12 protein-coding genes are annotated in these 14406 nt (G+C 71.1%); 6 read left to right on the plus strand and 6 right to left on the minus strand.

What is annotated here, in order from left to right:
• Positions 1-15: 15 nt before the first annotated feature.
• Positions 16-534 carry an acyltransferase gene (locus ABZS40_RS05305; RefSeq protein ID WP_238677160.1) on the minus strand — a complete coding sequence of 173 codons (519 nt, stop codon included), beginning with the start codon at positions 532-534 and terminating at the stop codon, positions 16-18.
• A 138-nt stretch (positions 535-672) separates the two neighbouring features.
• Entirely contained in the window at positions 673-1806 is a 1134-nt protein-coding gene (locus ABZS40_RS05310; protein ID WP_354942122.1) for a glycosyltransferase, read from the minus strand.
• Between the two features lie 266 nt (positions 1807-2072).
• Here ABZS40_RS05310 and ABZS40_RS05315 point away from each other — a divergent pair, with 266 nt between their 5' ends.
• A complete protein-coding gene (locus ABZS40_RS05315; protein WP_354942342.1) occupies positions 2073-2786 on the plus strand; it encodes a NeuD/PglB/VioB family sugar acetyltransferase in 714 nt (237 codons plus the stop codon).
• On the opposite strand, the gene wecB is transcribed toward ABZS40_RS05315, so the two are convergent.
• Both wecB and ABZS40_RS05325 read right to left on the minus strand, forming a co-directional pair.
• On the minus strand, positions 2715-3839 hold the full coding sequence (gene wecB / locus ABZS40_RS05320; RefSeq protein WP_354942123.1) for a UDP-N-acetylglucosamine 2-epimerase (non-hydrolyzing): 1125 nt from the start codon (positions 3837-3839) through the stop codon (positions 2715-2717). The two genes, ABZS40_RS05315 and wecB, sit on opposite strands and share 72 nt — an antisense overlap.
• On the minus strand, positions 3836-5116 hold the full coding sequence (locus ABZS40_RS05325; protein WP_354942124.1) for a glycosyltransferase: 1281 nt from the start codon (positions 5114-5116) through the stop codon (positions 3836-3838). Before ABZS40_RS05325 ends, wecB begins: the two co-directional genes overlap by 4 nt.
• Positions 5117-5319: 203 nt before the next feature.
• Between ABZS40_RS05325 and gmd the strand changes: the two genes are divergently transcribed.
• The 3 genes from gmd to ABZS40_RS05340 are packed head-to-tail and all read left to right on the plus strand — an operon-like array spanning position 5320 to position 8671.
• Entirely contained in the window at positions 5320-6333 is a 1014-nt protein-coding gene (gene gmd, locus ABZS40_RS05330) for a GDP-mannose 4,6-dehydratase (RefSeq protein ID WP_238677155.1), read from the plus strand.
• Complete coding sequence (locus ABZS40_RS05335) at positions 6330-7550, plus strand: glycosyltransferase (RefSeq protein WP_354942125.1); 1221 nt, start codon at positions 6330-6332, stop codon at positions 7548-7550. The genes gmd and ABZS40_RS05335 overlap by 4 nt, the downstream gene beginning before the upstream one ends.
• Positions 7547-8671 carry a DegT/DnrJ/EryC1/StrS family aminotransferase gene (locus ABZS40_RS05340; protein ID WP_354942126.1) on the plus strand — a complete coding sequence of 375 codons (1125 nt, stop codon included), beginning with the start codon at positions 7547-7549 and terminating at the stop codon, positions 8669-8671. The genes ABZS40_RS05335 and ABZS40_RS05340 overlap by 4 nt, the downstream gene beginning before the upstream one ends.
• Before the next feature lie 42 nt (positions 8672-8713).
• Here the strand turns inward: ABZS40_RS05340 and ABZS40_RS05345 are convergent, their stop codons facing one another.
• On the minus strand, positions 8714-9970 hold the full coding sequence (locus ABZS40_RS05345) for a hypothetical protein (RefSeq protein WP_354942127.1): 1257 nt from the start codon (positions 9968-9970) through the stop codon (positions 8714-8716).
• Positions 9967-11289, minus strand: coding sequence for a hypothetical protein (locus tag ABZS40_RS05350; RefSeq protein ID WP_354942128.1), 1323 nt, complete (start codon positions 11287-11289; stop codon positions 9967-9969). The genes ABZS40_RS05345 and ABZS40_RS05350 overlap by 4 nt, the downstream gene beginning before the upstream one ends.
• Positions 11290-11425: 136 nt before the next feature.
• Here ABZS40_RS05350 and ABZS40_RS05355 point away from each other — a divergent pair, with 136 nt between their 5' ends.
• Both ABZS40_RS05355 and ABZS40_RS05360 read left to right on the plus strand, forming a co-directional pair.
• Positions 11426-12352 carry an NAD(+)/NADH kinase gene (locus tag ABZS40_RS05355; RefSeq protein ID WP_354942129.1) on the plus strand — a complete coding sequence of 309 codons (927 nt, stop codon included), beginning with the start codon at positions 11426-11428 and terminating at the stop codon, positions 12350-12352.
• Positions 12353-12515: 163 nt separating this feature from the next.
• The gene (locus ABZS40_RS05360) at positions 12516-14393 is read left to right on the plus strand and encodes a nucleoside-diphosphate sugar epimerase/dehydratase (RefSeq protein ID WP_354942130.1); all 1878 of its coding nucleotides are present in this window, start codon (positions 12516-12518) and stop codon (positions 14391-14393) included.
• Positions 14394-14406: the final 13 nt, after the last annotated feature.

The following is a 14406-nucleotide window of genomic DNA, read 5'->3' on the forward strand; positions in this document are numbered from 1 at the left end:
GGCCGGCGCGCGGGGTCAGACGGTGGTCACCCCGTAGATCCTCTTCATCGCCTCGTGCTTCTCCGGAACGGGAAGGTGCCCGATGCCCAGCGACTTGGCCTGCAACCGTTCGAGGTACTCGTCGGTGGTCCGCAGCGGTCGCGCCGGGACACCGGCCGCCACCGTGTTGTCCGGGATGTCGCGCGTGACTATCGAGCCCGCCCCGATGACGCACCGGTTTCCGATGGAGACGCCGGCCAGGATCATCGACCGCATACCGATGTAGACGTCGTCGCCGATCGTGATCGGGGCGGTCCAGTCCAGGTCGGGGTGGTCCTTGCGCAGGATCAGCGTGCCGCCGTCGTGGGTGACGAACTGCACCTCGGACGTGATGTAGACGTTGTTTCCGATGGTGATGAGCCACGGCTCCGAGCCGAACATCGCCCGGCTGATCCCGTAGAACCTGACCCGTCCGGTCAGCTTCACCCCCAGGGACCGCGCGAACGCCTCGGGGTCACGGGTGGCGGCCAGGTGGTCCTGGACTCGTCGGACCATCGTACGAACGCGACTGGGCACGTGCTGTCCTCGCTCATCGGGGCCTACCGGGGTGGTGGACGCCGGACCCGCCCACGCGGGCCCCGCCATTGCAACGACGCAGTTCCAGCACGAGTGACGCGGTCCCGGCGAGCCGGCTCAGGCGCAGAACTCTCGGGCGTGGTCAAGCACGTTGAGTTCCCGGAGCTGCTGTCGCCAGAGCCGGTACCGCCGGCCCGCGGTCTCCTTCGCCTCGGCGCGCTCCCCGGCGGACCGGTCGGCCAGCCGGTCGAGGGCCTCGCTCAGCGCGGCCGCCGTGGCCGGCCGGACCACGGCTCCCCCGCCGGTGGCGATCAACTCGCTGAACGGCGTCGCGTCGGAGCAGACCACCGGGCAGCCGGACGCGAGGCTCTCCAGGATGACGTGCCCGTAGTTCTCGCCCAGCGTGGGGAAGAGGAAGGCGTCGTATCGGCTGAAGGTCTCCATCACCTCGTCCGCCGCGAGTTCCCCGAGGTAACGGACCCGGACATGGTCGGGCATCGCGTCGATGAGACGTCGGCAGCTCGCCCAGTACTGCTCGTCCTCCCGCGGACCGTAGATGTCGAACTCGAGCGGGTGCGTGGCGCCGGCGACCGCCTCCAACGCCCTGGTGAGGTTCTTCATCGGAGAGATCCGACCGACGAACACCAACCGCGGCGGCCCGTCGTGCGCGACGACCCGGGGCGCCGGCTGCTCCGGGATCGGGCACTCGTTGCCGTTCACCATGATCTGCGCCCACGGCATGGTGGCGCGGATCTGGTTCTCCTCCAGCCGACTGCACGCCTGCCACCGCACGTCGAGCCGACGCAGGAGCGGGGCCCAGACCGCCAGAAAGAGCCGCTTCTTGCGTGCCTTGATGGCGAGCGCGCCGGGCGAGAGCTCGCCGCGAGGGGCCAGCATGATCGCGCGGACACGCACCAGTCGCAGCGCCACCGCCAGGATCGGCAGCACCGAGAAGAGCGACCAGAGGCTGTTGACGTACATCAGGTCGAGCGGGCGGGACCTGATGTGCCGCGCCAGTCGGACCCAGTGCCGCAGCGCGAACGGGCCGAGGTAGAAAACGGCGCAGCGGTCGTCGCGGCGCACCAGTCGTCCGGACAGGCCCGGGTAGGGTGTGGGCGAGGAGAGGTCCCGGTCTCCGGTGACCAGTGTGACGTCGAGGTCGTCCGGCAGGGTGTCGAGGATGAACCGCAGAGAGCGGATCGGCCCGCCGCCACGAAAGCCCGGCTCGAAAACGCGAGCGGTGGCGAGCACCCGGTACCCCGTCGAGGTCGCGGATCGCCCCCTCGGTGCTCCGGTGCTGTCGGGGAGACGCGTCCTTGCCAGCTCGTTCACCTTCGGCTCACCTTCCAGACTGCTGTCCCGACGTCGGCACGGGCACACCGGCACCTGGATCGCGCGAGGCTTGACCAGGGCGCCCGGGACTCAGCCGTCACCATCGGCACCGGTAACCGGTTGCGATGACGGAGAGCGGCCAGCGTTCTCCGTAGCCGAGGGAGCCGCGGTTGACGACCGACGTAGTGATCGTAGGCACCGGCGGAATGGGCCGTGAGGCATATGGGGTTATTCACCTCTTGAACACCATTTCGGACAATGTGCCGCCATGGCGGGTGCTGGGATTCGTCGACGACTACCCCACCGAGCCCAACGTCGAGTCGGTGCACCGCCTCGGCGTCGCCTTCCTCGGCCCGACCCGGTGGCTGGCCGCCCAACCGGCCAGCACCCACGTGGTGCTGGGCGTCGGGCATCCCCGGCTGCGTCGCGAGACCGACCAGGCCATCGCCCGGTACGGCCTACCGGCGGCCACAGTGGTGCACCCGGCCGCCGAGATCGGGCCCGACTGCGTCCACCAGCAGGGGCTGTTCGCCGCCGGTGGCGCCCGGGTGACGACGAACGTGCTGCTGGGGCGGCACGTGCACCTCAACCAGAACTGCACTGTCGGGCACGACACAGTGCTCGGTGACTACGTGTCGGTCAATCCGCTCGCCGCGGTCTCCGGATACTGCCGGCTCGAGGACGGCGTTCTGGTGGGCACCACTGCCGCGATCCTGCCGAAGCTGACCGTCGGCCGGGACGCCACAGTGGGCGCCGGCGCCTGTGTGACCCGCGACGTTGCCCCGGGCCTCGTGGTCACGGGCGTGCCGGCCCGGCCGATGGACCGGTCAGCGGCGGATGCCCGCCCAGTCGTGATGGCGGCGCACAGTCGACAGGATGAAGTCGACCACCCGGCGTGACGTGTCGGGGACCTGGTAGTCGAGCGGGCAGGCGACGGAGCCCTCGGCCACCTGCGCCACCACCACCCGGATGGCCTCGACGACCCCGTCGGGCTCCAGGCCGGTCATCACGATCGCCCCGCTGTCCAGCGCCTCCGGACGCTCGATGGACTCGCGCAGGGTCACCGCCGGGAAGCCGAGCATCGCGGCCTCCTCGCTGACGGTGCCGCTGTCGGAGAGGGTGCACCGGGCATTCCGTTGCAGGGTCACGTAGTCGAAGAAGCCGAACGGCTCGTGGAACGCCACGCCGTCGAGGTCCAGGCCGTCGCCCGCGAGCGCCTCCAGCCGTTTGCGGGTACGCGGGTGCGTGGAGACCAGCAGCGGCAGCCGCCACTCGTCGCGGACCGCCCGCAGGCACTCCAGCAACCGACGGAGCCGGTCCGGATGGTCGACGTTCTCCTGCCGGTGCGCGCTGACGACGAAGTAGCCGCCCGGTTCGAGTGCGAGTTGGGCCAGCACTGTGGACCGCTCGATCTGCCGCCGATAGTGGTCGAGCACCTCACGCATGGGTGAGCCGGTGTGCAGGATGCGGCGCGGGTGCAGCCCCTCGGCGAGCAGGTTGCGCCGGGCGTGCTCCGAGTAGACCAGGTTGAAGTCGGCGATGTGGTCGACCATGCACCTGTTGGTCTCCTCCGGCACGTTCAGGTCGAAGCAGCGGTTGCCGGCCTCCATGTGGTAAACCGGCACGTTCATCCGCCGGGCCATCAGTGCCGAGATCGCGCTGTTGGTGTCACCGAGCACCAGCAGCGCGTCCGGGCGCAGCTCGGCGATCGCCTTCTCGGTGCCGACCAGGACGGCACCGAGGAGGCTGCCGAGTGATCGGGTGTCGGCGCGCAGGAAGAGATCCGGCGCTCGGACCCCCAACTCGCTGAAGAAGACATCGGAGAGGGAGGGGTCCCAGTTCTGGCCCGTGTGCACCAACGTGTGGTCCACGGTCCGGTCGAGGGCGTCGATCACCCGGGACAGCCGGATGATCTCCGGCCTGGTCCCGACGACGGTCATCACGCGGGTCACTTGACGCCTCCTGGTGGCAGTTTCACGGATTCAGCCCGCTGGGCGGGCAGTGGGCAGGGGTCCCGGTGCCCCGGGTCGCGGATCACCCGCCGCGCCTGGTCGAGGACGCTGATCGGGGCTCTGCTCGCCCGCCACCTGCGGTAGGCGGCCCCCGCCTCGACCCGGGCCGCGTGCCGCTGGTCGGGGGTGGCGGTCGCCACCTGGGTGACGAGGGCGCCCAGCGCCGCCGCGGTCAGCTCGGTGAGGACCAGCCCACCGCCGTCGCGCAGCACCGCCGTCCACGGTGTCCGATCCGAGCAGAGCACCGGGCAGGACGCGGAGAGGCTCTCGGCGATGGCGTTGCCGTAGTTCTCCCCCCGGGTGGGCATGACGAAGGCGTCGTAGCGGGAGAAGGTCGTGCGCACCTGCTCGGGTGGCAGCTCACCCCGGTAGCTGACGGCGATCGAGTCGGGCAGCTCGGCCAGGTGTTCCCGGCAGCGTCGCCAGTACGCCTGGTCCTCCACCGGGCCGTAGATGTCCAGCCGCACCGGCACCGGCACGAAGGCGAGCGCGGCCAGCACCAGGTCGAGGTTCTTCATGGGCGAGATCCGCCCGATGAAGACCAGCCGCGCGTGACGGGTGGCGGACATCTCGACCGGCGCCTCTTCCGGCTCGGGGCCCCGGCTGACCGCGACGACCCCGATCCGCGCCCGGGGCAGCACCCGCTGGATGTCGTTGGCCTCGACCGGTGTGGTGGCGTGCCACAGCACCCGACGGTCGAGCAGCATCCACCGCCAGGCGGTCAGGAAGATCCGCTTACGGAGTCGGTGCACCCGCAGGGCGGCCTCGCCGAACTCGCCTCGGGGGGCGACCAGGATGCGGCCCACCCGCAGCAGACCGAGCCGGGCCGCGGCCATGGGCAGGATCGAGAACGTCGACCAGACGCTGTTGACGTACAGCAGGTCGAAACGGCCCGCGCGCAGCGAGCGCCAGAGCGACAGCCAGTGCCCCGGCCGACGCACGCCGAGATAGAAGACGTTCGTCCGCCCGACCCGGCCCCAGCGACCGGAGAGCCCCGGATAGGGGTCGCGGCAACCGAGGTCGCGGTCCCGGGTCAACATGGACGTCTCAATGTCGTCACTGGCCAGGGCGAGCACTTCGGTAATGGACCGGACGGGCCCTCCGGCCCGCCAACCGGGAGCGAAATAGCCGGCAGTGACAAGGACGTGGAATTTGTTCTCGTCGACAGTCGCCGGTCTTTCTCGGGTGTCCGCCGCGGGGGTGGGGTCGCCGGCCATCCTCGCTCCTCGCTCGTGCCACAGGATCGATTCACCTAACGAACGGCTGCTCGTTCCGTGACTGAGCACCTCTCCCAAGTGAGCTGCGAGATTGGGGCACAGAGAATTAGATTCCGCCAGTTACATGAAACCTCACGAGCGCCGACCCCGAAGGCGATATAAGGATCCGGCGGGGATAATTGGCCCAGCAGGAGAGGGACTTCATGTCACGAACGGCACTCATATCCGGCATCACCGGTCAGGACGGCAGTTACCTGTCGGAGTTCCTGCTCGACAAGGGATACACGGTGCACGGCATCAAACGGCGGTCGTCCTCTTTCAACACCGAGCGGATCGACCACGTGGACGTCCATCCGCGCAGCGGCGACGCCCGCCTCTTCCTCCACTACAGCGACCTCTCCGACCCGGCCTCGCTGACCGCGCTGATCCGGGACATCCGCCCCCACGAGATCTACAACCTGGGCGCGCAGAGTCACGTCCGGGTGTCGTTCGACATCCCCGGCTACACGGCGGACGTCACAGGACTCGGGGCGCTGCGCATGATGGAGGCGGCCCGCTCCGCCGACGTCGGCTGCCGGTTCTACCAGGCGTCCTCGTCGGAGATGTTCGGCTCGACCCCGCCCCCGCAGCGCGAGGAGACGCCCTTCCACCCGCGCAGCCCGTACGCGTGCGCCAAGGTGTACGCCTACTGGTCGGCGGTGAACTACCGCGAGTCCTGGAACATGTTCTGCGCCAACGGCATCCTGTTCAACCACGAGAGCCCGCGCCGGGGCGAGAACTTCGTGACCCGCAAGATCACGCGCGCGGTGGCAAGGATCGAGGCCGGCATCCAGGACAAGCTCTACCTGGGCAACCTGGACGCCGTTCGGGACTGGGGCTACGCGCCGGAATACGTCGAGGCGATGTGGCTCGCCCTCCAGCAGGACACCCCGGACGACTACGTGGTCGCCACCGGCGAGGGGCACACAGTGCGCGAGTTCGTCGAGGCCGCGTTCGACCGGGTCGGGCTGGACTGGCAGCGGTACGTGGAACTGGACCCCGCCTACTTCCGCCCGGCGGAGGTCGATGCCCTCATCGGCGACTACTCGAAGGCCCGACGCACCCTGGGATGGGCACCGAAGACGCTCTTCAGCGACCTCGTCCGGGTCATGGTCGACGCCGATCGACAACTCCTCGAGGACGAGCGAATGGGGCGACTGGTCCGGGTGGACCGGTGAGGGTCGCTGTCGACGCGGCACCCATCCGTCCCGGTCACGCCGCGGGGCTCGAAGCCTTCACCTACGGCCTGTTGACCGGCATGGTCGCCGACGACTCCTGCGACCTGCGGGTGAACGTGCTGCGGGGCACCCTCACACAGTGGCGGGAACAGGTGCGCGACGCACGGATCGACTGGACCGAGGTGGCGCAGCCGCTCCGCTCCGACAACCCCACCGGCCAACTGCTGCGCCGGTGGACGCCGAGGGTGATGCGCAATTCCCGCACGGTTCGCACCGCCGTCAACGCGGTCCGGCAACGGTCGGTCGCGCGGCACGCCGACACCGACGTCACCCTGTTCCCGTTCCACTCCGCCCCGATCGGTTCGGGCACCTCGGTCGTCGTCCTGCACGACACACGCCACCTGGGGGGCGAGTTCCACGCCCCCGGCTTCGCGGCGGTGGTCCGGGAGAACGTGGCCCGCGCGGCGGCGATCGTGGTCACCTGGCCGCATCCGTACCGGGAGACCCTGCGCCTCTTCCCGGAGGCCGCGGAGCGGACCGTGCTCATCCCGACCCCGGCGTTCCAACCCGCACCGGAGCGCGCGCACGCACGGCCCGAGCCGGGGCTGCTGGTCTACCCGTCGTCCACAGCTGAGCACAAGAACCACGCGACCCTGCTGGAGGCGATGGCGCTGCTGCCCGACTGCCGCCTGATCTGCCCGGGGCCGCTGGTCGAGCCCGAGGCGAGCCGGCTGCTCGCCCGTGCCGCGCAACCCGACCTGCGCGGCCGGGTGTCCTTCCCCGGCTTCGTCAGCCTGGACGAGCTGAACGCCATCTACGCCCGAGCGGACGCGGTGGTCGTACCCTCGCTCTGGGAGGCGGCCAGCGGCGCGATGCTGGAGGCGTTCACCTGGGGTCTCCCGGTCGCCTGCGCCGACGTCGAGCCGCTGCGCGACCAGTTGGTGTTCAACCGTGCCGAGGCGGCGGTCTTCCGGGCGCGGGATCCACGGTCCCTCGCCGACGCGGTGCGGCACCTGCTCGACGAGCGGGAGCGCTACGCCACCGCCTCCAGGCGGGCGAACGACCGACTGGCCGGTCGCACCTGGGCGGCCACCGGCCGCGACTACCTGGACGTCCTGGGCTGGGCGGCGCGGGGCGGATCGGGCCCGGTGCCACGGTCCCCGTTCGTCTCGGAGGCCGCCAACGACGCCGCGGCCAGCGGAGGGGATGGAACATGAGCATCGCGGACGACACCTACCCGGTGGCCCGACCGAGCCTCTCCACCCTGGAGGAACGGTACGTGGTCGACGCGCTGCGAAGCGGGTGGATCTCCTCGCAGGGCCCGTACCTGCGTGACTTCGAGGAACGTTTCGCCAGGCGCTGCGCCGCCGACGCCGCCCTGACGACCAGCAACGGCACTGTCGCGCTGCACCTGGTCCTGGCGGCGGCCGGTATCGGGCCGGGGGACGAGGTGATCGTCCCCGCGCTGACCTACGTGGCGACCGCCAACGCCGTCGCGTACTGCGGCGCCCGCGCCGTCTGCGTGGACGTCCTGCGGGGAAGCTGGTGTGTCGACCCCGCCGGGGTACGCGCCGCGATCGGCCCGCGTACCCGGGCGGTCATCGCCGTCGACCTGTACGGACACCCGGCCGACTACACCGCCCTGCGCCAACTCTGCGACCGGCACGGTCTGCTCCTGGTCGCCGACGCGGCGGAGTCGTTCGGCGCCACCCTCGACGGGCGACCCACCGGCTCGCTCGCCGACGTCACGACCTTCTCGTTCTTCGGCAACAAGGTGCTCACCTCCGGCGAGGGCGGCTGCGTGACCACCTCCGACGCGGCCCTGGCCGATCGGATGCGCCTGCTGCGTAACCAGGGCATGGATCCGCAACGGCGGTACTACTTCCCGGTGCTGGGCTACAACTACCGGATGACGAACCTGTGCGCCGCTGTGCTCTGCGCCCAACTGGAACGGGCGGACGAGATCATCGTGCTGCGGGACCGGGTGATCGCCGGTTACGAGGAGCAGTTGGCCGACGAGCCGGCGTTGTCGGCGCAGCCGGTGGCCTCCGGAGTTCGCCGCGCGCCCTGGATGGCGGCCTTCCTCGTCGGGGCCGAGGGCGACGCGACGTCCCGGGACGCGCTGGCCCGTGCGCTCGCTCGGCTCGGCGTGGAGACCCGCCCGTTCTTCGTGCCGATCCCGGACCTACCCGCGCATCGTGATCCGGGCGCGGACTGCCCGGTGACCGAGGACCTGAGTCGGCGTGGCATCAACCTGCCCACGTACGCCGATCTGGCCGAACCGGCGGTCAAGGCCGTGGTCGAGCGCGTCCGCGCCGCCCTGGCGACAATCGTCTGACCCGCCGGACCCGCGCCGACCCCGTCGGCGCGGGCCTGGCGGTCAGACCGGTTGGACCGCCGGCGGGCGGTCCGCCGCGCGGTCTCGCAGCAGCAGGAGATAGCTGCCGCCCCAGGCGACCGCGCTGACCAGGGCCAGCAGGACCAGCGCGGCGGCCGCGCCGGGCGCGCCGAACAGGACCGCCCCGGCGACGACCGCCGGTACGCGGAGCCCGCCGAGCAGGATGCCGAGCACTATCGCCCGCCGGCTCGCCCGCTCGACCCGCAGCCCGGCGAAGCCGATCGTGGCCGGCACGGCGAGCAGGCTCTCCAGCGCGAGCAGCACCAGCAGGCTCCGGGCGACGGTCCAGTTGGCGCCGAGCAGTTCCTTGCCGACCGCGTCCGGCAGCAGGGCGACCGCGACGGTCAGCGGCAGCACGGCGGCGGCCACCAGCAGTGCCAGCCGGACAGCCGCCCGCGTCCGCACCGCGCGGGACTCGGCGCGGGTGCGGGCCAACTGCGGCAGGATCAGCGTGGCCGCCGTCGACAGCACCAGGTTGACCGGCCCCAGCAGCGTGCGCCCGGCGCTCAACGCGCCGACCACCGCCGTGCCGGCGACCAGCGCCACAGCGGTCAACGCCAGCTGCGCCGACCCGGTGGTCAGCAGGAACTGCGCGCCGAACCCCGCCGCGACGCGGGTCTCGGCCCGGCCGACCCGCCAGCCGGGCACCAGCGCGTATCGGCGCCGGGCCGCGACGACCACGCCGATCAGAGCGCCGCCGACGGCCCACAGGGCGAAGACGTACGGCGTGTCGATCACCCGGAGCAGGCCGGCCAGCGCGGCACACCCGGTGAGCGCCGCCCAGGCGATCTCCTGGGCCATCGCCGCCGAGGGAGCGCCGATGCCGACGGCGACCGCCTTGGTGTAGTCGTAGAGGACCAACCCGGGCAGGGCGAGACCCGCGAACAGCAGGTAGGGCGAGCCGTACGCCGCGCCGGCCGCGCCGACCACTGTGCCACCGACGAGGCCGAGCAGGATCGCCCGCCGGGCGGCCGACGCCACCCCGACCCCGGTGGCCAGCACGGTGTCGGTAACGGTGCTGCGCACCAACCCGGAGCCGACGATGTAGAACGAGAAGGCCAGTGCGAACTGACCCAGCCCACCGACCGACTCCAGTCGGGTCACGGTGATCGCCAGCAGCAGGTTGCCACCACTGGAGAGCCCGCCGACGACCAGCGCGAGCAGCGCCCGGCGACCGGCGCGTGGACCGGCTGGGACATCAGGCCGGCCGACCGCGTGCCGGCCGACCCGTACGGTCACCGGGGCGCCCCCGGGACCGTGGGCAACCGAGGAGTGTCCGGGCGTTTGCGGGCCCCGTGCAGGGAGCGGCGGCTGAGCCCCAGCAGGACGAAGACCGGCGTCGCCGCCACCACGTGTTGCAGAAAGCTGATGGTGGAGTCCGGGTAGGTGTTGGACCAGAGCAGCGGGTCGAAGAGCACCAGGCAGAAGAGGCTCAGCCGGATCGGGCCCGGCGGCCCCCGCCAGCGCAGCAGCACCGACGCCACAGCGGCCCAGAAGGCGTGCACGACGACCACGCCGACCGCGCCGTCGAAGAACCAGATGTTGCCCAGTAGCAGGAAGGTGTAGGCCGATGTCGGCCCGCCGCCGATGTACTGGTTGATTCGCTGCCCGGTGGAGATCGCGGGCCGGTCCGGATCCAGCACCCGGGGCACCAGCCCGTACCGCAGGTAGTCGGTCACCCCGGGCTGGCCCAGGTCGACCGGGACGTCGAAGCCCGCCACCACGCTGAGCTGACTGTCCAGTCGCAGCCGGTCCGTGGCGGTGACCTTGGTGTCCACCGCGACGCCGCGATCCTCCCGAAGGGCGTTGCGGTGCTCGAACACCGCCGGCCAGGCGAGAAAGAGCACCACCGCGCAGAACGCCAGGTGGCGTAGTCGGAAGACGCCGCAGAGCGCCCCGGTGGAGGCCACGAAGAACAGCAGCGCGACCAGCGGCGCCGATCTGGCCGTCAACACGGCGATGTAGGCCTCCGCCCCGACCACGACGGCCAGCCAGCCGTACAGCTTCGCCCGCGACAGCCGACCACCCAGGTGGCTGGCCACCAGCAACGCGAAGCCCAGGGCCGTCCACCCCGAGAAGAGCGTGCTCACCATGGCGAGCGGCCCGCCGGCCAGGTCACCGGAGACCTGGTTGACGATGGTTCCCCGACCGAGGTGGGCCCCGAGCACGTTCGCGGCGACGCTGGTCAGCGTGACACCGACGGCGACCGGATAGAGCCACGGATACCGGGCGTGGGCGCGCCGGAAGCCATCTCGCCAGCGCGGGTCAGCGCGTCCGGACAACCTGCCGATCGTCTCGACGGCGACGCTGCCCAGCAACGCGAGCCCGACCAGGGAGACGATGAAGCCGGTCTCCGGATTCCGGTAGAAGATCGCCATCGGCAGGATGAGCAGCGCGTACGGGGCGAGCACGACGACGGTCACCGGGTAGCAGCGGAGCACCCGACCAACGAGATCCCGCTGGGGACCCGACACCCGGTCTGCGGTTGGCGGAGCCGTCCGCGCCTCGGTCGCACCGGTCGCCCCGCCGGGGTCGAGGGCAGCCCCGGGCCAGGTCATTGCGCGCGGGCCCCCTTTGGGATGTGGATGGTCGCTCCTGATCCAACGAGCCACCCGACCAGGCGAAACGCCCTTGCGTACGCGGTCGTTGCGCGTAGGCCCGTGCCGGACACCCAAACTGTGATGAGCTGGGCATATGGATCGGTTCCGGCTCGGGCTGGTGCTCCATCCCACCCGGGACGCGTCCCCGGTGGTGGGCACGATCGTGGCCTGGGCCGCCCAGCACCACGCCGCCCTGACGGTTCGTGAACAGGACCGGCACCGGGTGCCCGAGGCGGTCCGGGCGGTGCCGGAGGGGGAGCTGGCACCCGGGTCGGACATGTTGATCGCCATCGGCGGTGACGGCACGATGCTGGGCGCGCTGCGGATGGCCGTCCGCGACCCGAAGCCGGTGCTCGGCGTACACCTGGGCAAGCTGGGGTTCCTCGTGGAGGTCGAACCGCCGGACCTGCCGGCGGCGCTGGCCCGACTGCTGACCGGCGAGTACACCCTCGAGGCACACAGCTGTCTGGCCTGCACCGTCTGCGGCGACGACGTCGTCGCGTTCAACGACATCGCGCTGGTCCGCCATCCGGGGCAGGGCTTCGTCAGCGCCACCCTGGCGGTGGACGGGCAACAGTACGGCTACTACCGATGTGACGCGGTGGTCGTGTGCACCCCGACCGGGTCGACGGCCTACAGCTACGCCGCCGGCGGACCGCTGATCTCCCCGGCGACGCGAGCCGTGGTGGTGACGCCGAGCGCTCCGATGGCCGGCATCTCCCGGTCGGTGGTGCTCTCGCCGGAGGAGACGGTGCGGCTGGACCTGCGCCCCGGGTCCGGGCCGGTCTCGGTGGAGGTCGACGGACGGGTGATCCGCAACCGGTCGACGACGGGCGCTGTGGAGGTGCACTACCGCCACGACGCCGGCCTGGTGGTCCGCCTCGATCCGCGCCGCCACCAGGAACGCAATCAGCTCAAGCTGGGGCTGCTGGATCTGCCCCTGTTGCCGGAGCAGCTTCGCGAGCTGCTTCCCGAGAGCCTGCGTCGCCAGCTCGGCCGCCGCGAAGAGCCGCACCGGTAACGGCACTCCCATCGGGATTCCCGACACTAAATCAGACAACCGGTCATAGAAATGTGAAAACCGGATTCTGCGGCGCATATTCCGCTAAGCAGTGAGGGGACGTACGTGGCCCCCTGACCTGCCCTGGGTCACCCCCGGCCACGGACAGGACAGGGAGTCGTAGATGCCGCCGGAGATACAACGGGTTGAGCCAACGACATCAACAGCCACCGGCCGGGCCAGGGTGAGTCGTCGTCGGACCGCCATCTTCCTCGCCGCCGACGCCCTCGGCTGGGTCGGCGGGTTCACGGTCGCGGGCTGGGCGAGGTACGAACTAGCTCTCACAGTCGATCAGGCGGTCAACGCGGTACTGCTCGGCGGCGGGGCCGCCGTGCTGCACGTCGGCGTCAGCGCACTGCGTCGCATTCGGTCCGGTCGTCAGCCCCTCGGCACCGTCGAGGAGGTTCGGGGGCTCGCCGGCACCACCGCCACCACGGCGGCGATCGTCCTCGTCGCCCTTCTCGCGCTGGGCGAACGTCCGGTGCCGGCCAGCACCCCCGTGATCGGTGCCGCGCTGGCGCTGCTGCTGATGCTCAGCTGCCGCCTCCTGCACCGCCACCGGCGGGACCGTGCGATGCGACCGGACGCCCGCTCGGCGACCCCGGTGCTGCTCTTCGGTCTCGGCGAGGCCGGGCAGGGGCTGGTACGCGCGATGCTCAGCGACCCGAAGGGCCGCTATCTGCCCGTCGGCGCGCTCGACGACGACCCGGGCAAACACGACCTGCGCATCGCCGGTGTCCCGGTGCTGGGCGGCCGGCAGCACCTCGTCGACGTGATCCGCCGCACCGGCGCCACCACAGTGATCTTCGCGGTGGCCAACGCCGACGCCACGCTGATCCGCGAGGTGCGGGAGGCGACCCTGCGCACCGGCGCGGCGTTCAAGGTCCTGCCACCGGTCCGGGAGCTGGTGGATCACCGCATCACAGTCAGCGACGTGCGGGACGTCCAGATCAGTGACCTGCTCGGCCGACGCCAGGTGGTCGGCGACCTGACGCTGGACGACAACGGGCTCACCGGTCGGCGCGTTCTGGTCACCGGCGCCGGGGGCTCGATCGGCTCGGAACTGTGCCGGCAGATCATGCGCGCCAACCCCGGTGAGCTGATGATGCTGGACCGGGACGAGTCGGCCCTGCACAGCCTTCAGATGTCGCTCACCGGGCGCGCGCTGCTGGACGGCCCGGAACTCATCCTCGCCGACCTGCGCGACGACGAGGGCATCCGACGCATCATGCGGGAACGCCGCCCCGAGATCGTCTTCCACGCCGCCGCGCTGAAGCACCTGACCCTGCTGGAACGGCACCCGGGCGAGGCGGTCAAGACCAACGTCTGGGGGACGCTCACAGTTCTGGACGCGTGCCGGGACGTCGCCCGTTTCGTCAACATCTCCACCGACAAGGCCGCCGACCCGATCAGCGTGCTCGGCTACTCGAAGCGCATCACCGAGATGCTGACCGCGCACGCTGCGGCGACCTACCCGGGCACCTTCCTGAGCGTCCGGTTCGGCAACGTCCTGAGCAGTCGGGGCTCGGTGGTGACCGCCTTCCAACGGCAGATCGAGGCGAGGCAGCCACTGACCGTCACCGACCCCAACGTGACCCGGTACCTGATGACGGTGCAGGAGGCGGTCCACCTGGTCCTCCAGGCAGCCGCCATCGGCCGCGACGGGGAGGCGCTGGTGCTCGACATGGGCGAGCCGGTCCGGATCGACGACCTCGCCCGCCGCATGGTCGAGCAGGCGGCCAGCCCCGTCCCGATCGTCTACACCGGGCTACGCCCCGGGGAGAAGCTGCACGAGGACCTGCTCGGTCAGGGCGAGGCCGACCACCGACCGCTGCACCCGCTGATCTCGCACGTGACAGTTCCAGCCCTGGACCCCCTTGAGGTCAGTGGACTGGACCCGTTCGACGAACCTGCCAAGGTCATCGACCAGCTCGCCCGGCTCTGCGGCATCCTGAACGGCTCGCTCCCCCAACGGCGCGGGGGCATACCGCTGGCCCGCTGACCTCGCTGGCCCG

It is taken from the genome of Micromonospora sp. NPDC005324, from assembly GCF_040607155.1.
GTDB lineage: Bacteria > Actinomycetota > Actinomycetes > Mycobacteriales > Micromonosporaceae > Micromonospora > Micromonospora trifolii.